The 20,284-nt window shown below is 44.5% G+C and carries 22 protein-coding genes and 3 tRNA genes; 20 read left to right on the forward strand and 5 right to left on the reverse strand.

The annotated features are described in order from the left end of the window. Positions 1–77: 77 nt before the first annotated feature. The 7 genes from PHP87_RS03400 (at position 78) to PHP87_RS03430 (ending at position 3,183) form a co-directional block, all read left to right on the forward strand. Complete coding sequence (locus PHP87_RS03400; protein WP_299918461.1) at positions 78–863, forward strand: transposase; 786 nt, start codon at positions 78–80, stop codon at positions 861–863. A 166-nt stretch (positions 864–1,029) separates the two neighbouring features. Continuing rightward, a complete protein-coding gene (locus PHP87_RS03405) occupies positions 1,030–1,155 on the forward strand; it encodes a hypothetical protein (protein WP_299918462.1) in 126 nt (41 codons plus the stop codon). After that, positions 1,118–1,408, forward strand: coding sequence for a hypothetical protein (locus PHP87_RS03410; protein WP_299918464.1), 291 nt, complete (start codon positions 1,118–1,120; stop codon positions 1,406–1,408). The genes PHP87_RS03405 and PHP87_RS03410 overlap by 38 nt, the downstream gene beginning before the upstream one ends. 106 nt (positions 1,409–1,514) lie before the next feature. After that, positions 1,515–1,718, forward strand: coding sequence for a tautomerase family protein (locus tag PHP87_RS03415; protein WP_299918467.1), 204 nt, complete (start codon positions 1,515–1,517; stop codon positions 1,716–1,718). Between the two features lie 157 nt (positions 1,719–1,875). After that, positions 1,876–2,034, forward strand: a complete 159-nt coding sequence (locus tag PHP87_RS03420) for a tautomerase family protein (RefSeq protein WP_299918504.1) — start codon at positions 1,876–1,878, stop codon at positions 2,032–2,034. 532 nt (positions 2,035–2,566) lie between these two features. After that, complete coding sequence (locus tag PHP87_RS03425) at positions 2,567–2,872, forward strand: type II toxin-antitoxin system RelB/DinJ family antitoxin (RefSeq protein ID WP_299918505.1); 306 nt, start codon at positions 2,567–2,569, stop codon at positions 2,870–2,872. Continuing rightward, positions 2,869–3,183: a type II toxin-antitoxin system RelE/ParE family toxin gene (locus PHP87_RS03430; RefSeq protein ID WP_299918469.1), complete on the forward strand. Its 315-nt coding sequence runs from the start codon at positions 2,869–2,871 to the stop codon at positions 3,181–3,183. The genes PHP87_RS03425 and PHP87_RS03430 overlap by 4 nt, the downstream gene beginning before the upstream one ends. A 15-nt stretch (positions 3,184–3,198) precedes the next feature. Here the strand turns inward: PHP87_RS03430 and PHP87_RS03435 are convergent, their stop codons facing one another. Next, the gene (locus tag PHP87_RS03435) at positions 3,199–3,522 is read right to left on the reverse strand and encodes a hypothetical protein (RefSeq protein ID WP_299918471.1); all 324 of its coding nucleotides are present in this window, start codon (positions 3,520–3,522) and stop codon (positions 3,199–3,201) included. 871 nt (positions 3,523–4,393) lie between these two features. Here PHP87_RS03435 and PHP87_RS03440 point away from each other — a divergent pair. The 3 genes from PHP87_RS03440 (at position 4,394) to PHP87_RS03450 (ending at position 5,704) form a co-directional block, all read left to right on the forward strand. Next, a complete protein-coding gene (locus PHP87_RS03440) occupies positions 4,394–4,726 on the forward strand; it encodes a BrxE family protein (protein ID WP_299918473.1) in 333 nt (110 codons plus the stop codon). 220 nt (positions 4,727–4,946) lie between these two features. Continuing rightward, entirely contained in the window at positions 4,947–5,273 is a 327-nt protein-coding gene (locus PHP87_RS03445) for a DUF4258 domain-containing protein (protein ID WP_061212937.1), read from the forward strand. Continuing rightward, positions 5,270–5,704 (forward strand): helix-turn-helix domain-containing protein, encoded by a 435-nt coding sequence (locus tag PHP87_RS03450; RefSeq protein ID WP_299918480.1) that lies wholly within the window; start codon positions 5,270–5,272, stop codon positions 5,702–5,704. The genes PHP87_RS03445 and PHP87_RS03450 overlap by 4 nt, the downstream gene beginning before the upstream one ends. 284 nt (positions 5,705–5,988) lie before the next feature. Here PHP87_RS03450 and PHP87_RS03455 read toward each other — a convergent pair whose 3' ends face one another. Together PHP87_RS03455 and PHP87_RS03460 are read right to left on the reverse strand one after the other, a co-directional pair. Then, the gene (locus tag PHP87_RS03455) at positions 5,989–7,560 is read right to left on the reverse strand and encodes a diguanylate cyclase (RefSeq protein ID WP_299918507.1); all 1,572 of its coding nucleotides are present in this window, start codon (positions 7,558–7,560) and stop codon (positions 5,989–5,991) included. Between the two features lie 13 nt (positions 7,561–7,573). Then, positions 7,574–8,713 (reverse strand): FIST N-terminal domain-containing protein, encoded by a 1,140-nt coding sequence (locus PHP87_RS03460; protein ID WP_299918481.1) that lies wholly within the window; start codon positions 8,711–8,713, stop codon positions 7,574–7,576. Positions 8,714–9,600: 887 nt separating this feature from the next. On the opposite strand from PHP87_RS03460, the gene PHP87_RS03465 reads away from it, so the two are divergent. From PHP87_RS03465 to rmuC, 5 genes are all read left to right on the forward strand, one after another. Continuing rightward, positions 9,601–9,677, forward strand: a tRNA-Arg gene (locus tag PHP87_RS03465). Between the two features lie 177 nt (positions 9,678–9,854). Beyond that, positions 9,855–10,310 carry a tRNA adenosine(34) deaminase TadA gene (gene tadA, locus PHP87_RS03470; RefSeq protein ID WP_299918483.1) on the forward strand — a complete coding sequence of 152 codons (456 nt, stop codon included), beginning with the start codon at positions 9,855–9,857 and terminating at the stop codon, positions 10,308–10,310. Between the two features lie 165 nt (positions 10,311–10,475). Further along, a tRNA-Ser gene (locus PHP87_RS03475) sits at positions 10,476–10,563 on the forward strand. 440 nt (positions 10,564–11,003) lie between these two features. Further along, the gene (locus tag PHP87_RS03480; RefSeq protein ID WP_299918486.1) at positions 11,004–12,218 is read left to right on the forward strand and encodes an ATP-binding protein; all 1,215 of its coding nucleotides are present in this window, start codon (positions 11,004–11,006) and stop codon (positions 12,216–12,218) included. Positions 12,219–12,581: 363 nt separating this feature from the next. Next, complete coding sequence (gene rmuC, locus PHP87_RS03485) at positions 12,582–13,934, forward strand: DNA recombination protein RmuC (protein ID WP_299918489.1); 1,353 nt, start codon at positions 12,582–12,584, stop codon at positions 13,932–13,934. Between the two features lie 2 nt (positions 13,935–13,936). On the opposite strand, the gene pgeF is transcribed toward rmuC, so the two are convergent. Continuing rightward, positions 13,937–14,749, reverse strand: coding sequence for a peptidoglycan editing factor PgeF (pgeF, locus tag PHP87_RS03490; protein ID WP_299918492.1), 813 nt, complete (start codon positions 14,747–14,749; stop codon positions 13,937–13,939). 345 nt (positions 14,750–15,094) lie between these two features. On the opposite strand from pgeF, the gene PHP87_RS03495 reads away from it, so the two are divergent. After that, positions 15,095–15,946 (forward strand): hypothetical protein, encoded by an 852-nt coding sequence (locus PHP87_RS03495; RefSeq protein WP_299918495.1) that lies wholly within the window; start codon positions 15,095–15,097, stop codon positions 15,944–15,946. 240 nt (positions 15,947–16,186) lie between these two features. Continuing rightward, positions 16,187–16,281: transfer RNA gene (locus tag PHP87_RS03500), tRNA-Ser, on the forward strand. Between the two features lie 141 nt (positions 16,282–16,422). Here the strand turns inward: PHP87_RS03500 and PHP87_RS03505 are convergent. Then, positions 16,423–16,713 (reverse strand): DUF5131 family protein, encoded by a 291-nt coding sequence (locus PHP87_RS03505; RefSeq protein ID WP_299918498.1) that lies wholly within the window; start codon positions 16,711–16,713, stop codon positions 16,423–16,425. Between the two features lie 325 nt (positions 16,714–17,038). On the opposite strand from PHP87_RS03505, the gene PHP87_RS03510 reads away from it, so the two are divergent. The 3 genes from PHP87_RS03510 to PHP87_RS03520 all read left to right on the forward strand — a co-directional run. Continuing rightward, positions 17,039–18,217, forward strand: coding sequence for a hypothetical protein (locus PHP87_RS03510; RefSeq protein WP_299918500.1), 1,179 nt, complete (start codon positions 17,039–17,041; stop codon positions 18,215–18,217). A 483-nt stretch (positions 18,218–18,700) separates the two neighbouring features. After that, positions 18,701–19,927: an ATP-binding protein gene (locus tag PHP87_RS03515; protein WP_299918509.1), complete on the forward strand. Its 1,227-nt coding sequence runs from the start codon at positions 18,701–18,703 to the stop codon at positions 19,925–19,927. Between the two features lie 52 nt (positions 19,928–19,979). Then, positions 19,980–20,284, forward strand: a 305-nt coding sequence (locus tag PHP87_RS03520; protein WP_299918502.1) for a THUMP domain-containing protein, incomplete at its 3' end; no start/stop codon positions are given.

The raw sequence follows: 20,284 nt of genomic DNA on the forward strand, positions 1-20,284 counted from the left end.
CGGTTCTCTTGTCATAATCTGACCGGTATGGTAACATGGTGTTGGGAATAAAATCTAACTAAATTAGGAGAGTACATATGCCCAGACACCAGCGGATATTGAGTAAAACCGGAACGTATCATGTAATGATGCGAGGAAATGAAAGAAAGAACCTGTTTCTTGATGAAGAAGACAAACAGCGATTTCTTGAAACCCTGTTTGCCAAGAAAAAAGAAGCAGGTTTTTCTCTTTTTGCCTTTTGTTTAATGGACAATCACGTCCACCTGGTTATCCAGGAAGGCCAAGAGAGACTGGCAACGACCATGAAACGAATCAACGCCAGTTATGCCTACTACTTCAATCAGAAATACAATCGGGTAGGTCACCTGTTTCAGGACCGTTTTAAAAGTGAGACCATAGAAGACGAAAGATATCTGATGGCGGTTACCAGGTATATTCATAACAACCCGGTAAAAGCCGACATCGTTGAAAAAGCCGAAGATTACAAATGGAGCAGTTACAAATACTATTTAGCACCTGATAAGCCGGAATCAAGGAATATAAACACCGATGTTATTCTAAGCTCTATTTCCTTAGACCAAACACAAGCCATAAAAGAATTCAAAGACTTTTCATTGCAGAAAGATACGAATCAATTCATGGATATAAATGAGGATGAGGCATGGACATTGGAAGAGAGCAAGGTATATCTGGAGGAATACCTGAAAAAAGAATGGTCTGGATATCAGATGCAGGAGTTGATGAAAAACAAGAATACGCGAAATGAAATCGTCCTACACATAAGGGAAAAAACCAATCTCTCGATTCGAAAAACTGCTGACTTGTTAGGAATCACGCGAGGCAGCATCCAGTATCTGAAATAGGGTATATCTGAATTATGACAAGAGAACCGTCCCCAATATATACATGGCCCTATTGATTATAACTCGGCCCTGGCCATTTATTCCGCCGCAATGAACTGCGAAAGAAAGCTTTGCGGCGGCAACTAAATCACATACTTTATTTAATAAATCGAGAGGATGATAAGCAATGGCTCAAAAAACATTTACCATTGATTCTTTTCCCCCGGGTTACTATATGTCCTGGTTTGTTACCTCCCAGGCGGCTTATTCGGTTAATGCCAGGCTATTTGACGGCGCCAAGCAAGTATTTTAACAAGACAAAAATGAGCACCGATATCGAACCGCCTCTGGCTCAGGGGGCGGCTTTCATTCAGAGCAACGGGCTTAAACTATCCATTGATGTACCCCAATCCTCCAGCCTGGACAGTAGTATTAATACTTACGCCATTACCACCGATACCGGCTCTATAGTGGGCTATGGCTACAATATCTGCATTGAGGACAGTAATGACAAGGATTATAACGATGTGTGCGTTGCGCTGGTAGCCTGGCGCAATAAGGGGTAAGCTGAAAACAGCATCTTCCTGCCGGAATAATAACCAGCAACGGAGGCCAAACGATTTCCAACCTTTTGGCGCTGAGGCAAAACAAACTGGGAAGGGGGTGTATAATATGCCGGTAATAACTGTGGATATTGGACAGATGCCCGGAAAGCAGAAGCCGCTGCTTATTAAACAATTAAGCTGTAGCGCTGCCGAGATAACAGGAATCCCATTAAGTGCTTTTACTGTAGTTATCCACGAACTGCCCGATGAAAATATTGGTATCGGAGCGAAAACAGTAACTGAAATGAAGGCAGAGGCGCGCGGAGGTTAATTCCGGAGTTCCCCCCGCTTATTGCCCTGATTGGAAGGCTAGACAATTGCTTTTCGAATAGAGGGATGAGTAAAAACCGTGATTATCATGGTATCATAGTGAATATTAGTCAGCGCAACAAGAGCATTTTTGCGCGGCTGAAGATATTATTGAGTATATCGATACCCGAACAGACTGCAATACAATTATAGAGATTACCATGTTCGAGGGCCGTAACCGGGCCGCCAAAGCAGAACTCTATTCAGCTATCTGTCGTAATCTGGAAACCAACCCTGGCATACTGGCTAATGATATAGATAATTATAGTTTCCTATAAAGCCATAAAAGGCGCCTTGAATCTCCACTTTACTGGAGTTTCAAAGCGCCTTTGCTTTAACTGGGTTTAATAAACGGGCCGGGACAGAAGAAAACCACCTGCCATAATTAAAAGCCTGTTCCCCTTATGAGAAACAGGCTCCATTGCCCAGTTGTTATATTGATTTTTACATTTGAAATAGTCTTCTATGACTATGGTTTATTTTAGTTTGCTGCTGCCTTGCTGTCAATACAATACCCATAGGTATACAGTATTTTGCCCAATTGATCACCCCCCAAGCTCGCACCCAGCAGGGCCGCTTCCTCGGTATCGGTCAGGAACAGGGGCTGGTAATTGAATAAGCTAAACGACTGTTAGCCGACTTGGGGTATTTAAGCCCGGGTCGGATTGTTCGTCGGTCAATACCAGGAAAAAAGAAAATGGATATCTGGATGCTACCAAGCCTAAATAGGCAAATGGACTATTTGAATTGCTTTTGTACGTACAATATCATATGATAGTATTAAAAAGAACGAGAACGGAAGTGGATTTCATGCGAAAATCATCAAATCTTTATGTGCGCATTGAACCAGATGTAAAAGAACAGGCGGAAAAGGTGTTTGATAGTCTGGGAATCTCAATGTCAAATGCTGTAGGTCTTTTCTTAAAGCAAGTGGTTATTAATCAGGCGATACCTTTTGAATTAAGATTAGCACCGGCTAAAATTAAATCTGTCGCTACCATGACCGAGGTAGAATTTAATGCAGAATTAGAGAAAGGGTATGCTGATTATTTGGCAGGCAAAGGTCGTCCTACGGAGGAAGTATTTTCGGATATTCGAAAAGGACTGAATGCATGAGACAGTACGCGATAATTATTACGCCTGCTGCAGAAAATGATCTGCAGCAGGCTTTTTCTTATATTGCTACTGAATTATTAGAACCGCAAACAGCTGTCAACCTGTGTGATAGAATTGAACAGGAAATCTTAAAATTGTGCACCATGCCAAACAGACATGCGCCATACAAGAAAGAACCTTGGTTCTCAAGAGGAGTGCGATTCTTCCCCGTTGGTAACTTTCTTATTTTTTACATTACAAGAAAGTCCGATTGTACAGTGCACGTTCTTCGTGTGATGTATGGCGGAAGAAATGTGGAAAAACAATTATAAGTTGATAAGTTGGTGTCAGGCACCGAAAGTACTTTCGATCTCTGCTGCCACGCTGTTATCAAGCAGGGCAATGTGGAGCATGTAGTCATCATCCAATACCTGGCGGGAAACGCCTAAGGCTTCAGGTACAAAACCGACTGCGCCGATGCCGCCGCTTTTGCCATTGCCGCGGTTGTTCATCTGTACCGAAGGCTCAAAGATGTTTTTTCCGGTGACCGGAATTGAGCTGATAAATCCGGTAACTCCACAGCCGCCTTCCTCTTCCGTGTTAGGGGCCAGCGGCGGTACCTGACGTAAGAGCTTACTACGCGATTCTAATATTTTGTCAGCTTTATCCATGTTAATCCAACTCCGTTTATTTACTGTAATCGATATGTTCCAGCAGGTCTGTACGGCTTACTATGAAGTTAATGTGTATCGATAATGCTAATCTCAATTACATACTCATCACATAAAATCTTTGTTTTAAAACCATTTTTCAAAGGGTTATCTATAGCCCCAGATCAAATGACCATCAAATATCACGCCCTTTTAAAGTTATATACAAAACTCACTTCGAAAAAATTATATTGTATTAACTCAACTTTCGTAGCAGAAATTGCTGAACAACCTCTGGATATATAGGGGTTGTGACGTAATCCAGAACATCACTTGACATGAAACAATTTTAGCTAGTTCTTTGGGAACATAATCAAGCAACATCATGCAGTAATACATTAACTGCCTTAAGGCTGTTGCATAGTCTAAATCTTGTATCTCTTCGCAGAGAAGGAAGAATAGTTCTCCAAAACTGCGTAAATCTTGATTGTGACGACGTTCCCACTCTAACAGAATATATCGGGTGAAAACTATCGTTGTATGGGCAATTTTGGATTTCGTTAATAACCTTTTCATACGGATCGATTTGATGTAACATGATATTGTGCATCATTTCTACGTTTGGCCGTGTTTTTGTGCTTATTAACATTTTACCAAACGGGGATGCACTTTTGGCGTCAATATGGGTTTTTTTAATGATTATTAATCCCGATGACTAGAGCAGAAAAACGGCAAGAGAAACGGGCCCAAGAAGAAGAACTCAAACTAAAAGCGTTAGAGGCTCAAGGATTTAAGATTTCCAGAGAAAAGTAATCTTATAATCAATGCCGCATGATTTTATAAAATGGCGACTTAAAACAATCCTAAATAATAAAGGCAAAGAGGTCATACAGTGAAAAGAGCAGAAAAAAAGGATTTAATACGATTGCGATTTATTGTTGGATATTTAGGTGAACAGCTCAAGCCAGCCTGGTGGAATAGTTCTTTTTTTGCACCCGGTAGTACAGCGTTTCTTGCTCCGATATTTTCGAAAACGACTATACTTGCTCAATATCATGGATTACAGGAGGCGGCAAGCAAAATTCACGATGAGCGCATTGGTATCGGTACCAGCGTATTTCACTTGTTTCGTCTGCCTGATGTTATTGAGAGGGAACTGCATTATTTCATAAGGGATAGTGAAAATATGGGGGGGGCTTGTAAAAGAGCTTACCAGCACATCTGACGCCCTTAATGCTTTGGCATCATTTGGGGATAGTGAATCTCGTCAGGCTGTGGGTCCGGTGCGAATCGGGGGGCATTTAGATCTAGGGAAAACAGACAGCTGGCGAACTACTGCCACATATTATCAACAGGCGTTTGAGAATCAAAAGCAAATTTTTCCTTACTTAATTATTGTTATTTTATTTTAATTTATGTTATTTTATAAGAAGGAGAGGGATAACTTGTCGTTCCCTATTACCTGGGTAAAGGCACTGGCTAAAGCCAACCGTATTCATGTGTCTGCCCATGCCTTTGACCGCATGGGTGAAAGAATGATTCCATTAGATGATGTAATGCGGGCTATTGAATATGGAGAGGTTATCGAAATACAAGACGGCCCCTGGCATTTTGATGTTAAGGTATTGTTCCAAAAGGCAACCCCGGATAAACCGCAATTTTATGTCGTTGTAGCGGCCAGTTATCCTGAAGCAGAGATTGTGACCGTAATTTTGCCAGATGATGATGAATGGGAACTATGCGGGACTATGCTAAGGAGGAAAAAACAATGAAATGTGTCTATTGTAATAAGGAAATGGATTCTGTCGTAACCGCGCATGAAGCAAAATGGGGAAAATATCGCCTATTATTAGATGGTATAAATCTATATAAATGCCCCGATTGTGGGCGGAAGGTATTTAGTCCCGAGGAAGCTGCTATGGTGCAGAATCTTACTAAGGCCTTGGCTGAAAATTTATCAGGAAATAAACCGGATTTCTTAAACATTCTGGAGGTAGCTGATATTTTAAGAGTAAGCAAACAAACGGTTTATAACATGATTCGCGATGGAAGAATTAATGCATTTAAGTGTGGCCGGGAATGGCGGTTTAGAAAAGAAGATATTCTAGACTCCATAGAAGGTAATTATAATGTCGCTGCCCGGGGAGATACAGTTTCTACCAAAGTTCCAGAGTTAGTCAGAGAATTATTAGGTCAAAAATAGAGGGTATATTATGAAGAAAACATTCTCAATCCCTCCCGAGCAGTATGCTCGGGAGTTTGTTACATAATGCAGCTGTCGGGTACCTGCGGACTGGGTTATAATGAGGTGTTTTCGCCTGGTTTATATGAAGCTTAGGAATTTATAACGAGGTGAAAAATGTCCCCCGCTTCTTTAAGCGGTCGGGTTCCTATTAACAAACAGGTGGTGGTTTCTAATCCCCCGCCGCGTTGCAGAGCCGTGTTGAAACTGCTCCTCAGTTTCTTCCAATGCTTAAATAAATGGCATCATGCTTTTGATCCGGGTGAAGGGAACTTTGTTTCTATTTCTGACAGAAATAAGCGGACTAATTCAGGATCAAACTGGGTTCCGGCTTTGCTTTTTATCTCCTCAATAGCCTCTTCATGGCTCATGGCCTTGCGGTAGGGACGATCGCTGGTCATGGCATCATAGGCATCAACCAGGGTTAGTATGCGACACTCCAGTGGAATATCTTCACCCGCCAGGGCACAGGGGTAACCCTGTCCATTCCACCACTCGTGATGTCTTAGTATCCAATCAGCTATCGGCATCAGTTCCGGCGATAAACGGGCGATACGATAGCCTATTTCCGGATGCCGTTCTATCTGTAAGCGCTCTTGAGAATTAAGGAGGCCTTTCTTAAAGATTACAGCGTCAGATATCCCTACCTTACCTATATCATGAAATTGCGCCAGTAGTTTCATGTGGGATATTTGATTGGGGGACATACCTAGAGCTTCAGCCATCATACAGACCAGCTTCTGCATGTGTTCGACATGTCCTTGATTGAAAAAATCCCTTTTATCCATGGATTTTATTAAGGTACTGACCAGGTTATTATTAACATTCTTGCGATGATCAAGCTTTTCCTTGTACATATTATCATCGGCTTCCTTGAAGAGTTCATCTATGCTGGTAGATGCATCTTTTTTTACAGCATAGCCCAGGGAAAGACTTAAGGGGAGCGTTGGATTACGGGAGTTAATCAGGGTAATATTATTTCTGATACGGCTAATTACACCTTCTATTCCCTGGTGATTGCAGTTGTAAAGAATAGCGGCAAATTCATCACCCCCAATACGGGCTACAAAATCACACTCGCGCAAGGAGTCTCTAATGGTATGCGCAGCTTTAATAAGCAGATCATCGCCTGCTTCGTGGCCCAGAGTATCATTAACCAGCTTCAGGCCATCAACATCGCCGACAATAAGACCAATCCAGCGATGTGATTGCTTTTTCAGATGGGCGGTCTCCAGCTTAAAATAGGCGCGGTTATACAAACCGGTCAGGGCATCATGCATACTAAGATAGCGCAATTGGTCTTCCATAATACGACGTTCGGTGACATTTCGGATGATAGCGAAAACATGATCCCCGGATACCGGCAGCAACCTGGCTTCAAAATAGAGTTCGTGCTGGTTTAGCGTAACGGGATACTCGAAAGTGATAAGCTTTCCGCTTTGCTGAACCTGCTCTACTGCCATGGCAAACGGCGAATTGATGGTATCGGGATGAATCACTTCAATGTGCTGGCCCAGCAGTTGCTCCGGGGACATATACAGTTCAGTGGAACTGCCGGATTTAAGCTCAATAATAATACCCTGGGAGTCCAGCAATAAAAACACATCGGGAAAAGCCTCTAATACGGCCCGGAGCTGTGAGTTAGTCTCCAGCAATTCCTGGGAACTTATTTCCAAAGCACGTTCCAACATATTGCGATCAACATCGAATTCTCGGTAAGCATCATTTACCTGCTGGAGAAAGCTCTCCCACCCAGGAATATCCAGAGGTTTGTTCCCAAATTGCTTGCGTAACTGGCGTTTTAGCAAACTATGCATATTTTCCAAACTACTATACCTCCCTTAGAGTGGTGATAGTCATGGTCTGGTTGTGGAACACGGACTTCTCTCCGGGTTTGAAGGGCGAAATTTCGCCATAGGAATAGAAACCGGTGAGAATGCTGCCTGAACCCAGCACATCGCTAACGGCTTCTACTTCTTCTTCGATTCTCTGCTTGAGTACGGCGCGGCGACCAAAGCAGCTAATGAGTATGGCCAGTTCGGGTGAAACGCCGTTAACTGCGCTCAGACTAGTTTCTGCAGCCCCCACGGCGCCATCGATCAGGCGATCGAGGTTAGCCTTCATCATCCGGGCAAAAGCTCCGGTAGGGACATCTCCCCCGAAGGTCAGGCTTTGATCTTCTTCGTTTACTTTCAGAATAGTACGTACCAGGTTTCCAGCTATTTGCTTACCGCTAATGGAAAGGGGGAAAAATACTCCCGTAGCGGGTAAGCCGTCAGCATATTCTCCCAGGTATTTCTTATATAGTTCCAGGGCGGAACGACCGTCCATTTCGTAAAGGACATTGGCAGCAGAGCGGGTTATGAGACGCTGGGGGCCAAAAGGGTCAAAACCACCCATAGAGCCACAACCTACCCTTATATGCTTGCCATAAAAACCTAGCACAGCCATGGTATCCGGTGCTGGTGGAGCATCCCAAAAGACCAGGGTTTCTTCAAAAGATATTTTGTCACCAGCCATTCCTCCGGTAATGGCGATTCCTGGGGGCAGACTGGAAGTTAAGCCTTGAAGCAATTCGCTACCATTGACATGCAGGCCATCGCTAAGTAGCAGGACATGAGATAAATCCTCGTGGGTAAGCGAAGAGGCCAGGTATTTGCCCGCTTGCAGGCTGTTCTGAACCTGGCTTAAAGGTACTTGGCGGCCTTCAATACGGGTGTGCTCAAATTCCAGAGCAGTAATGACAATAGAATCTTCAAAAACACTGGTACCGCAAATCTCGCCAGCAGTTGAACAGCCAAAGATATGGGCTCCGGGATAGAAGCCTTTGATTTCATCAAATCTTACTTTTTGTTGGAGGCATTTACGAGTGCCGAAGACTAACAAGAGTTGAGGCTGGAGACCATCGACTCTGGGAATCTGGTCTGACCAGCCGACATTTTCCTTCCAAAGTTTCTGTTCTATACGCATATTAGCCCCCCTTACTTCCCGTTTCTATAAACACCCAAGTTTTCGGGTTCTTAGGTTTTTGCCTAAAGCATTGTTTGCCCGCAGACAAATTTTGATGTCACTCAAAAAGTTATTAATATGCATTCGTTTGCATAAATATACCGCTCAGCAACATTAAAAGCGACCAAAGGGAGCATCAGGCGTACCCGACAGGGCGCGAAGCATGGGCAACACCTGCGGCTTGTCTTGCGGCGAAAGGGGTACCGCGCTAATCTCCCGTCCATGGGAGACAACCTTAATAGCGACACCTAAAGGGTGGAGCATCAGGCGTACCCGCAACATTAATAGTAACACTCGCAGGGTGCAGGGTGCAGCGCTCTCACGACATCCTGTCGCTCGCCCCCTTTCGCCTGCTCGCCTTCGCTTAGGTGTTGCATCCATGCTTCGCCAATGCTCGCTTTGTATATTTATGCAACCCTTATGCAACAAAAAGGGGTTTTTGCAGGGGAATCAAATTTTGAAATTTTGAATAGCTTATATTTCTTTATCGTAGCAGACAATTCCTTTATTTGTTGTGTCAAGAGATGCTTGGGATAAAAAACCCAGGACTAGAGAATTGTTTGCCCGCAATCAGAAGATAATGAAAATTCCTGGATTATATTATAGGGGCTTGCAAAAGGGCCGTCGGCGTTTTAAAATATAGTAGCACAGGATGACAAAAAGGCAATGACAGCTTGGAATATTACCGGGGGCGTCATCTGCCTTTAATGAAGTTGCAATAAAAGAAATGCCCGGGCATTTCTTTTACATTTTAGGATTCAAACCGGGATAAGGCAAGGTTATAATTTGATTTATTCAGGTAGCAAGGAAGCCTTAATCACTGTTGGAACCAGGTAATCCAAAAACTTGCGCCCGTAGCTCAGTTGGATAGAGCGACGGTTTCCTAAACCGCAGGTCGGGGGTTCGAGTCCCTCCGGGCGCACCATTTAAGCTGTTTTCCTTACCGCATAGATAAAGCGGGGGCAATGCTGTATCTGCGCGGGTGCCGTTATGGCGGCCTTCCACGACAGCTAAGCTTGAGTAGCGGATGGCCTTTGCTTTTGCTGGAAAAATACCGCTTTTTCATAGAAATTTGAAGCAAATACCCCCAGGGGGTTGACAAGTGCAGCATGAAGATTTCATGCGCCACGCGCTCGAACAGGCCCGGGAGGCTTATAATAGGGGAGAAATTCCCGTAGGAGCAATCGTGGTGCATAATGGAAAAATAATTGCCCGGGCTCATAATGAAAAGGAGTCTTGCCAGGACGCCACAGCGCATGCCGAGCTTTTAGCTATACAAAGAGCAACCCGGCACCTGGGACACTGGCGATTGAGTGAGTCCATATTATATTGTACTCTGGAACCCTGTGCCATGTGCGCCGGAGCGATGGTCAATGCTCGCCTGGGATGTCTGGTTTATGGGGTGACAGATCCGAAGGCAGGTTCAGCCGGATCAATCTATGATATCGTGAGGTCCCCGGCCTTAAACCACCAGGTTCTGGTGGAAGGGGGGGTTTTAAAAGAGGAGTGCAGCGAGCTCCTGAAAAGATTTTTTGCCAATCTACGGAGAGATGGCTGAGTCCGGTTGAAGGCGCTCGACTCGAAATGTGTTGGGCTATGTGGAAATCATGTGGCGAAAAACCTTGATTTTATCGGGTTTTCCAAGCCCTCGGAGTTCGAATAGACATGGATTTTGGGGTTGTTCTATCCGAGTTCTATCCGGGGCACTTAGATAATTTAACTTGGAGGGTTGTCCGAGAGGCTGAAGGAGCTGGTCTCGAAAACCAGTGTACCGCAAGGTATCTAGGGTTCAAATCCCTAACCCTCCGCCATGAAGCTGTTAATTTCAAAGATTAACAGCTCCTACCTTTTTAAGCGGTAAAGATTTTTCAATAATCTTTGCTGTTTTTTTCTTGGACTGATATTCCAAATGTCCATAGGTATTAACCGTTGTCCGAATATCGCTGTGGCCCACCCAATCCCGGATACGCTCCCTCGGCACTTCGTTGGCCATCATCAAGTTTTTTATTTTTCTTGTAGCGCACTAACATAATTTCCTCCCTTCCGGAAAACAAAAAGAGCCGGAGAATTGAAGTGCATTCTCGCACTCCGATTCTCCGGCTCTTTAACTGAACTTTGGTTTGTAATGTTGAATTTTGTTAGAAATGTGCATCTTGTAAGTTATAACTTATAAAAAATATAAATTAACTTGAATTAGAGATGTAACCGTGATAATATAAGTGTCAGATATGGTCAAGGGGGTCTTTTATTTATGATTAATCGAGAGTTATATATGAGCCGCATCCGTCCCTTTATCGGAAATGAGCTTATTAAGGTTTTAACCGGCATCCGCCGCGGCGGAAAGTCCGTCATGCTGGATTTGATTCAGCGAGAGCTGGTTGCCTCCGGTGTAAATGAGAATCAGTTTATTTCTATCAACTTTGAGAATATGAGCAACGCACACCTTTGCTTTGCCGAGGCACTGCACGAGGAAGTCACTCGGCGGGTAAATGGTATTTCCGGTAAGACATATCTTTTTTTTGATGAGATTCAGGAAGTCGTTGGTTGGGAAAAGTGCATCAATTCCTTTCGGGTTGAATTTGACTGTGATATCTATATCACCGGCTCAAATGCCAAGCTGCTTTCGGGAGAGTTGGTCACATACCTTGCGGGGAGGTATGTAGAGTTTGTGATTTATCCCTTTTCCTTTGGAGAGTTTTCAGAGCTGTATCATACCGTTTTTCCTGACTCCGATTCAAGAGCGATGTTTACCCGGTATCTGACCAACGGCGGGATGCCGTATTTGAGCAACCTCCGTTATGCCGAGCAGCCGAGCCGTCAGTATCTGCAAGACCTCTACAACTCCGTTGTCCTTAAAGATGTCGTAAAACGCAACAGCATCCGGGATGTTGATCTGCTGGAGCGTATCATCGCATATATTACGGCAAATGTCGGGACGACTTTCTCCGCTACGGCAATTTCAAAATATCTCAAAAGTGAGGGACGCACTGTTGCGCCGGAAACAATCTTGAACTACATTAAGGCTTGCGAGGATGCCTTTCTGTTCTACCGTGTCCGCAGGCAGGATTTGCAGGGGAAGAAGATTCTCACTGTCAATGAAAAATACTACATTGCTGACCACGGAATCAGGGAGGCTGTTTTCGGCGGGAATATGAAGGATATTAACCTCATTTTTGAGAACATTGTGTATATGGAACTCCTGCGGCGAGGGTATAAGGTCACAGTTGGAAAAGCAGGAGAAAAAGAGATTGATTTTATTGCTGAAAAGCAAACTCAAAAGTTCTATGTTCAGGTGGCCTATCTGCTTGCATCCGAGGAAACGATCCAGCGTGAATTCGGGGCATATGATACGATCAGGGATAACTTTCCCAAGTATGTTGTGTCATATGATGAATTTGATATGAGCAGGGATGGTTTGAAACATATGAATATACGCGAGTTTTTACTGTCTGAGCAATGGAATTGAGCTCCTGTTTTCTGCTTTTGAAGAGAACTGCCATAAGCAAATGCCCGTCGTGGTTCACTGCCAATACGGGCATTCGTTCAGTTTTTTCGATTTTCAGCCCGTGGCTGTTCCTCTTGATATTTTCGTATTAGACCTATGTGCTTCTCGGACTTCTGATGAATGTGGTGCGCTTTGGTTGCCATAAATTCTATCAGGCAGTCCTTTGGAATCAAGTATTTGTTGTTACCACACGCCCAATAATTTCTCTTTCGATATCCCTTCTGATATTGTGGTTGGGCAATAGCCCGTTAACTTCAATCATGGTCCATTTGACACTGGCCAGGGCAGGGTATAGAATGGCAGCAAAAAGGACGGGGGTGGTTAATGATGGAGCAAGCGGCAATAATGGCAGTGTTTATAGGCATAGTTTTGCTATTTTTTTTGCTTTTTCAACTACAGCAGCGAATGAATACCCTTCGGGACCAACTGGATAAGCTGGCAGCCGGCAATCTTCATCTGGAGAAAAACCAGGAAAGGATGGAACAGCTGCTAAGAGAGGAAATCGGCCGCAACCGGGAAGAAATGAGTTTAACGGCTCGTCAGGGCAGGGAAGAGCTAAGCAATTCATTTAAGACTTTAAGCGATTCGCTCTCGGCGCGTATGGCGGAAATGGGGAATTTGCAGCAATACCAGCTGGAGGGTTTCTCCCAACAGATGGCCCACTTGACCCAGAGCAATGAGCAGAAGCTGGAACAGATGAGGGGAACCATAGAAGAAAGGGTGAGGGAACTACAGAAGGAAAACGCCCAAAAGTTAGATCAGATGAGAAATGTGGTGGATGAGAAGCTGCATGCCACTCTGGAACAGCGCCTGGGCGAATCCTTCAAACTGGTAAGTGAGCGCCTGGAACAGGTACATAAGGGTTTGGGTGAAATGCAAGCACTGGCGACCGGTGTAGGTGATCTGAAGAAAGTTCTCACCAATGTTAAAACCAGGGGAACCTGGGGGGAGGTGCAATTGGGCAATATACTGGAAGACATTCTCGCTCCAGAGCAATACGGGACGAATGTGGCGGTAAAGAAGGGTGCGGAGAGAGTGGAGTTTGCAATTAAACTCCCCGGGCCGGATAAAGAAAATTCCCCTCTGTGGCTGCCGATAGATGCCAAATTCCCTATGGAGGATTATTACCGCCTCCTGGAAGCTTATGATGGAGCTGATTTGACGGCCATTGAACAGGCGGGCAAAAACCTGGAAAACCGGATCAAAGCCCAGGCCAAAGAGATCTGCGGCAAATATATTGAACCCCCGGCCACCACAGACTTTGCTATAATGTTTCTGCCCACCGAAGGACTTTATGCGGAAGTATTACGCCGGCCGGGACTTTTTGAGAATCTGCGCCAGGATTACCGGGTGACGGTTGCCGGTCCCACCACCCTGGCAGCCATACTGAACAGTTTATCCATGGGTTTTCGTACTCTGGCCATTCAAAAGAGATCGGGGGAAGTATGGGCCATACTGGGGGCCGTAAAGAGCGAGTTTGGCAAATTCGGCACGGTATTGGAAAAAACCCGCAAGAAATTGCAGGAAGCCAGCAACAGTATTGAGGAGGCCGCCAGGAGGTCGCGGGTAATGGAGCGAAAACTAAAGGATGTGGAAGAGCTTCCCGAAAAACAGGCGGGCGAATTATTAAGTGCGGAGGGCTTTGGAGAGGAAATAGCCGCCGGAAGTGATGGATGATTCTAATCCTGCAGACCGATAAAAGCTCCCATCCTTCCCGTCCGGCCCTTTTCGGCCCGATAGGAGAAGAAAAGATGGCAATTGCAGGCGGTGCAGAGATGGGAGTCAATGATATGGGCTTCCTGAATACCGCTTTCCTGCAAGCTTTGCTTTATGCTTTCTCGCAAATCCCAGTAATAGCCATGGGCATTTTCGCGCAATATGGCCTGGTGTTGGGGAAAGGTTGTTTTAACTTTAAGAGCCAGCTCCGGCTGAATCGGAAAACAGCAGGGGCCGATGCCCGGGCCGAGAAAAACCTCGATGTTTCGCGGCAGGCAACCCAGCTTCAACATTTCTTTTATGCTCTCAGCGGCAATTTTACCCATAGTGCCCTTCCAGCCACTGTGCGCCATAGCTACCACCCGTTTTTGGGGGTCAAAGAAGAAAAGGGGGATGCAGTCGGCGTAAAAGCTGCCCAGGATGATGCCCGGGCTATGTCCAACCATAGCATCAATGCCGGGGAGAGCGGTTGCATAATCCCAGGCGCCGGAACCCGCCAGGCTTTTATCCACCCGCAGCACCCGCTGGCCATGAATCTGCTGGCAGCAAACCAGATTTTCGAGCTTTTGCCCCAGGCCAGCCAGGAAGCGGCGGCGATTATCCAGCACCTTTTCCCGTTCATCTCCCACATGCAGCCCCAGGTTAAGCGAGGCAAAAGGAGGAGAACTGCGACCACCCCAGCGGGAAGAAAAGGCTATATTAACTCCCGCCTCACGCCAGTGAGGTATAGTTATATAGGATATTTCGCTGCCATGGGTCCATTGCCATTGCTGCATTTGTCCATCCTCCACTTTTAGTTTAAAATAATGAGTCAGAGATCAGTCAGGGGTAAGTCAAGCTGCGGTTTCCTGACTCACTTGCATTATATAATACACCAGATTCCCTATTATTTAAGCATCGGAAGAAACTGCGGAGCTGTTTCAACACAGCGCTGCAACGAGGTGCGGGGGATTAGAACCCGCCGCCCGCTTTGTTTACAAAAACCCGACCGCTTAAAGAAGCGGTGGACATATTTTCACCTCGTTATAAGATATGATTGCTATAGAGAATAAGGGCAGAAAAGGAAAAGATAGAAGATTAGCCATAGGGTTAGAGCAGTATTTGGAGAAGAGGGAAGCCAAGTGTTGACCATCAGCGAAGTGGCCGGCCGCTTTAATATCAGCAATCGCCAGGTGCATGAACTTATGGATTACGGCTATCTCACGGTGGCTCAGGTGGAGCGGAAAGATAATCGCGGCATCAGTTTTCTTTTTTCGGAGCAAGAAATAGAAACCCTGGATATCCCTTCGCTATTAGCCGAGATAAAGGAGAAAAGGGAGCGTAATGAAAAGCCCCGCTACCAGGGTTCATCAGATATAAGGAAAATATTGAAGGCCTTCAATTATTATGATCGTTTTTTGGAGGAGATTGAAGACTACCCAGAAGCCGAGCTTCTTAAAGCCTGTTTTCATCTTTTTCATCTCAACCACTACGCTAAAAGCTACCCGGAGCTTAGTAACAACCTCTACCAGCTAAAGGCCAGAGTTCTTAAGAAAATCTACCGGGAGAATCAGGCCAAATTCAAGGTGCTCTATTTATTGGGAGCGGATAAAGAGAAAGTCTGGCTTTGTGAAGATTGCAAAGAAGCAGCCCACTCCCGAGGGGTCTCTTATAATCGCTTTATAAGAGAGGAAGCGTATTGCTCCAAGTGTTATATTCAGTCGGTGGAAAAGGAATATTACTCTCTGCTGGAGTTTATACTGCGGGTGGGAGATTATCGCTTTATCTTCCATAGCCCCCGTTCACTCGCTGCTGCCTGGGTGGATAATTTGCCTGAACTACCCTGCGAAGTTCGCCAGGAGGGCTTTTATGTAGACAGAATGTACCTTTACGGTCGCCGGGTAACAGCGGTGGAAGAGAGGGTTTTCCCCCTGGAAATGATCAAAGAGAAATTAATGGCGTATCTGGGGAGAGATCCGGATACCAATGATTAAAATTTCCTTGTTCGCATACATCCAAGCCTTCAATCCGTTTCGTTATGTTTTTTTATCGTTGCTTGTGCCCTGGGAGCACCGGAGGTTATGGCCAGGTGAGGGGATTAAGTTCCCTGATAAAACCTGGTGGATTAAGACACTTGCGATGGAGACGAAATCAATGTATAATGGCATAGTGCCAAAGGCTCAAGAGAAGTTGCCGGCAGCATATCTAGAAGTTAATAAAAGTTAATATTTGCTGGAGAGGTGGCTGAGTTTGGCTGAAGGCGCTCGATTGGAAATCGAGTAGGCGGCTAATACCTGTCTCGAGGGTTCGAATCCCTCCCTCTCCGCCATTAAAGATTTATCAGGGGGTTTCGGAATTGTGTCCGAAACCCCCTTTTGATATTTTTTACAAATGGCAGGACGGGAGTAGCCGAAATAGGAGAGAATAGCCGAGAATAGGTAAGATGAAAATGGTTATTGCATTAAAACATCTACACAACCTTTGGCATATCGTCCCAGGTCCTGCCCAACAGCTTGCGACCATTTTTCTTTTTGTTGACCCCGCCCCACTGCTTAAAGTAGAAGGCCAATCCTTGATAATCACACGAATCCTTTATTGACAGGACCCAGTCCGTTTTAATTTCTCTGGACTTGGGACCGCTTTCCCCGCCGACTATAGCCCAATGAATACCATGGGAGCGGACCCCGGAAGGATACCCTGCCCGGTCATAGCAGGAGATAACTCCAGCTATCTGTTTACTGTAACGTTGTGTAAGCAACATCGTTTTCACTCCATGCTGTGATATTTTCTGGCATATTTCAGCATGGAATATTAAAATCCTTTTTGGTTCCGGCTATGCCGGGTTAGGAAAAGCTGGATAATAAAGAACTTGATTCTAAAAATATGATAAAATATGATAAGTAATGGTAACGTGGGTAAAATAAAAAACAATGGATAAGCAAGATTTACTTAGTGTTTATTAAAATAGATCGGGTTTTCTTCAAAAATAAGCGGCTTGATTACTAGCGGGAGTTTTTCGGATAGCATCCGGAAAGGGAAATCAAGCTGTTATTGCCCCGAAAGATCTCTTTGGATGGGGGTGTAGTATGAGACAACAGCCATTTATAAGTCCACGCTTTGTGGGTAAACGGTTTTCGGAACATTCCATTCCCCTTGAGTTTCTCAAGGATTTGGCTGTTATCGAAGAAATGATAATAGAGGTAGCTAAATGGCATTTCCGACAGGATCATCCGGATCGAAAACGTTCTCCGCGTGGTTTTACTGAGGGAATTTCTCTGAACTTGGCTCGAATTAATAGTGGAAGTGCTATTGCTGATATTGTGCTTGTGACAGAAGATCAGGTGCTTTTCCCGTCTGAAAATCAGATATACTTCCAAAAAGCTCGTAACAGTATTATAAAAGCCATTGGGGCTGCTGAACGAAGCGAATCTGTCCACAGTTATCTTCCGGAAAATTTATTAGGATACTTTGATCGTTTTGGGCGAAGTTTGAAGAATGAAGAAGCAATTGAGTTTTGTACTCCGGATTTAAATGAAACATCAAAACTTAATAAGAATAGTAGACGTCGCCTAATTCTTGCCTCATCTCAAGTCCAAGAACTTACCGAAGAGGTAACAATCAGGGGAATTATACCAGAAGCGGATCAAGGCAAAAAAACATTCCAAATTATGACGAGGGATGGATCAAAACTTGTTGCACCTATGGAACCTCAGCACCGAGATACTGTTTTAGAAGCTTTCAATGGCTTTGAAAATGGTTTGCATGTTTTATTGCATGGTATCGGTAAATTCAATCGTTTAGATAAGCTACAAAGCATTGAATTGGTAGAACACATAGGCATATTGGATCCTAATGATATTGCGGCAAGAATTGAAGAACTCAATGAACTAGGAGATGGTTGGTTCAATGGCTTTGGTTTTGCACTTAATAAAGAAGGATTAGTATGGCTACTTAATAAGTTTGATACCTATTATCCCGAAGAACTACTTCTTCCCTATCTCTACCCCACTGCTGAGGGCAAAGTACAAGCAGAATGGACAATCGCAAACATTGAGATTTCTTTAGAAATAGATATTGAAAATCATCAAGGTGAATGGCAGAGCTTGGAAATGACACAGCTCAATGAGTGTTTCAAAGAACTAAATTTGAATAATGAGGAAGACTGGCAGTGGGTTACTGCAAAGATCAGGAGTCTTTTACAGGTCGGGGAAGGTCATCATCGTGATACAAGAACTCTACCATATAGGCTTCCTTTGGGGAACTAAAAGCCGCAACTATTGTTCCCTCTTCCCCGGTTTTCAGCCCTAATTTGGGAAAATCAACAGTTAATCTAACTGCATCAAATTCCTTAAATTTCCCCCTTTATCAGCTTAACAAAAACCGTTATCATTCTGGGATAATCACTGTCCGATTCATATAGCCATCTACTGGAAGATGACGAGCTTTGGACGGGAGGAATGTAGGGATGGCGGTTACTGCTACGATTGCCAGCCTTTTCGGTCTCTTGACGTCTTTTTCAGCCATGGTTATGTAAAAAAACCTTTGATTCTATAGATCAGGTTTTAGACAGTGTGTTAGCCAGGAATTAATAGGACCCCGACCGTTTAAAGAAGCGGAGGACGTTTTTCACTGCGTTATATTGGCTTGACACTCCAAAGCTGAAACATTGGGATACTCAAGGAAGGGAAACTTGACAACTCGAGCAGCAAAGTCTAATATAAAATTATATTTTAGAAAAGTCGGAAGTGATGCGGGTGTATATAAAAAGGGCGTTGGAACAAAGCGTTATAAATATTTCAAGTAGTTTCCCGGTTGTACTGCTTACCGGAGCAAGACAAGTGGGCAAAACAACGATGCTGAAAAAGCTGGGGGGAGAGAAACGCAGCTATGTTACCTTGGATGATCCTATGGTGAGAGAACTGGCGGTTACAGATCCGGCTCTATTTTTACAAAGATATACTCCACCTTTGCTTATTGATGAAATACAATATGCACCACAACTATTACCATATATCAAAATAATGGTTGACAGAGAGCGTAAAAATGGTCAGTTTTGGCTAACGGGTTCGCAGGTGTTTCATTTAATGAAAGGGGTAAGTGAATCACTGGCAGGCAGGGTTGGAATTGTTAATTTGCTGGGTTTATCCCGTGCGGAAGTTATGGATCAAAGCCATCATAGTGGATTTGTTCCGCAGAGTAACGAACTAAAAAACATAAATAAACTGGCGATGCCTCTGGATTTAAAAACGCTATATGAGGAGATCTACAGAGGCGGCATGCCGGCTGTTTTTGTTGATAAAAAAATAAATTTGGAAATCTTTTTTTCTTCTTATGTGCAGACTTATTTGGAGCGTGATATAAAGGATTTAACCCAGGTAGGGGACGAACTGGTCTTTTTTCGTTTTTTGACTGCGGCAGCAGCGAGAACGGCTCAGGAAGTGAATTACGCATCATTAGCCGGTGATGTCGGGATCAGTGAGCCAACGGCTAAACAATGGCTGTCGATTTTGGTATCTTCGGGAATAGTCTACTTGCTGGAACCTTACTTTAATAACACCTTAAAACGGCTTATAAAAAGACCTAAGATGTATTTTCTTGATACTGGTTTATGCGCCTATTTGACCAAGTGGACGAGTGCAGAAACATTAGAAGTGGGTGCAATGTCCGGGGCCTTTTTTGAGACCTGGGTGGTTACGGAAATAATAAAAAGTTACTATTTTCAAGGTAAGAGACCACCGCTTTGTTATTATCGGGATAAGGATCAAAAGGAGATTGATTTATTAATTATTGAGGATAATAAGGTATATCCCCTGGAGATTAAAAAAAGCGCCAATCCTGGCAGAGAGACCATTAAGCATTTTGCGGTTCTTGCCAGAACTCCATTAGAAATAGCTGGTGGAGGCATCATTTGTTTGTGCAATGACTTGATACCCATCAACGAACAGTATTGGTTTATACCGGTTAAAGTTCTGTAGCTGTGAGGGTAAACATTTCTCTTAGATAAATGAAATTGAACGGAGTTTTGAGATGGCTAAAATTGAACTTATTGCTACCGCTACCTTTGGGCTGGAAGCTATTGTAGCTCGGGAAGTGCGTAAACTGGGTTTTGACGAGGTGAAGGTGGAAAATGCCCGGGTTACCTTCCCGGCCTCCCGGGCGGATATCTGTCGGGCCAATCTCTGGCTGCGCAGTGCTGACCGGGTGTTGGTCAAGATGGGAGAATTCCCGGCCCGTTCTTTTACTGAGCTTTTTGATCAGACCCGCGAATTACCCTGGTCTGATTGGCTGCCGGTCAACGCTAACTTCCCGGTGCAGGGAAAGTCCATCCGCTC

This window comes from Syntrophomonas sp. (assembly GCF_028707975.1).
Taxonomy (GTDB): Bacteria; Bacillota; Syntrophomonadia; order Syntrophomonadales; family Syntrophomonadaceae; genus Syntrophomonas.

Bases quoted from the DNA above. Each gene is read 5' to 3' on its own strand.
- PHP87_RS03400 (WP_299918461.1), top strand. From the start codon at position 78: ATGCCCAGACACCAGCGGATATTGAGTAAAACCGGAACGTATCATGTA.
- PHP87_RS03405 (WP_299918462.1), top strand. From the start codon at position 1,030: ATGGCTCAAAAAACATTTACCATTGATTCTTTTCCCCCGGGTTACTAT.
- PHP87_RS03410 (WP_299918464.1), top strand. From the start codon at position 1,118: ATGCCAGGCTATTTGACGGCGCCAAGCAAGTATTTTAACAAGACAAAA.
- PHP87_RS03415 (WP_299918467.1), top strand. From the start codon at position 1,515: ATGCCGGTAATAACTGTGGATATTGGACAGATGCCCGGAAAGCAGAAG.
- PHP87_RS03425 (WP_299918505.1), top strand. From the start codon at position 2,567: ATGCGAAAATCATCAAATCTTTATGTGCGCATTGAACCAGATGTAAAA.
- PHP87_RS03430 (WP_299918469.1), top strand. From the start codon at position 2,869: ATGAGACAGTACGCGATAATTATTACGCCTGCTGCAGAAAATGATCTG.
- PHP87_RS03435 (WP_299918471.1), bottom strand. From the start codon at position 3,522: ATGGATAAAGCTGACAAAATATTAGAATCGCGTAGTAAGCTCTTACGT.
- PHP87_RS03450 (WP_299918480.1), top strand. From the start codon at position 5,270: ATGAAATGTGTCTATTGTAATAAGGAAATGGATTCTGTCGTAACCGCG.
- PHP87_RS03455 (WP_299918507.1), bottom strand. From the start codon at position 7,560: ATGCATAGTTTGCTAAAACGCCAGTTACGCAAGCAATTTGGGAACAAA.
- PHP87_RS03460 (WP_299918481.1), bottom strand. From the start codon at position 8,713: ATGCGTATAGAACAGAAACTTTGGAAGGAAAATGTCGGCTGGTCAGAC.
- PHP87_RS03480 (WP_299918486.1), top strand. From the start codon at position 11,004: ATGATTAATCGAGAGTTATATATGAGCCGCATCCGTCCCTTTATCGGA.
- rmuC (WP_299918489.1), top strand. From the start codon at position 12,582: ATGATGGAGCAAGCGGCAATAATGGCAGTGTTTATAGGCATAGTTTTG.
- pgeF (WP_299918492.1), bottom strand. From the start codon at position 14,749: ATGCAGCAATGGCAATGGACCCATGGCAGCGAAATATCCTATATAACT.
- PHP87_RS03505 (WP_299918498.1), bottom strand. From the start codon at position 16,713: ATGTTGCTTACACAACGTTACAGTAAACAGATAGCTGGAGTTATCTCC.
- PHP87_RS03510 (WP_299918500.1), top strand. From the start codon at position 17,039: ATGAGACAACAGCCATTTATAAGTCCACGCTTTGTGGGTAAACGGTTT.
- PHP87_RS03515 (WP_299918509.1), top strand. From the start codon at position 18,701: ATGCGGGTGTATATAAAAAGGGCGTTGGAACAAAGCGTTATAAATATT.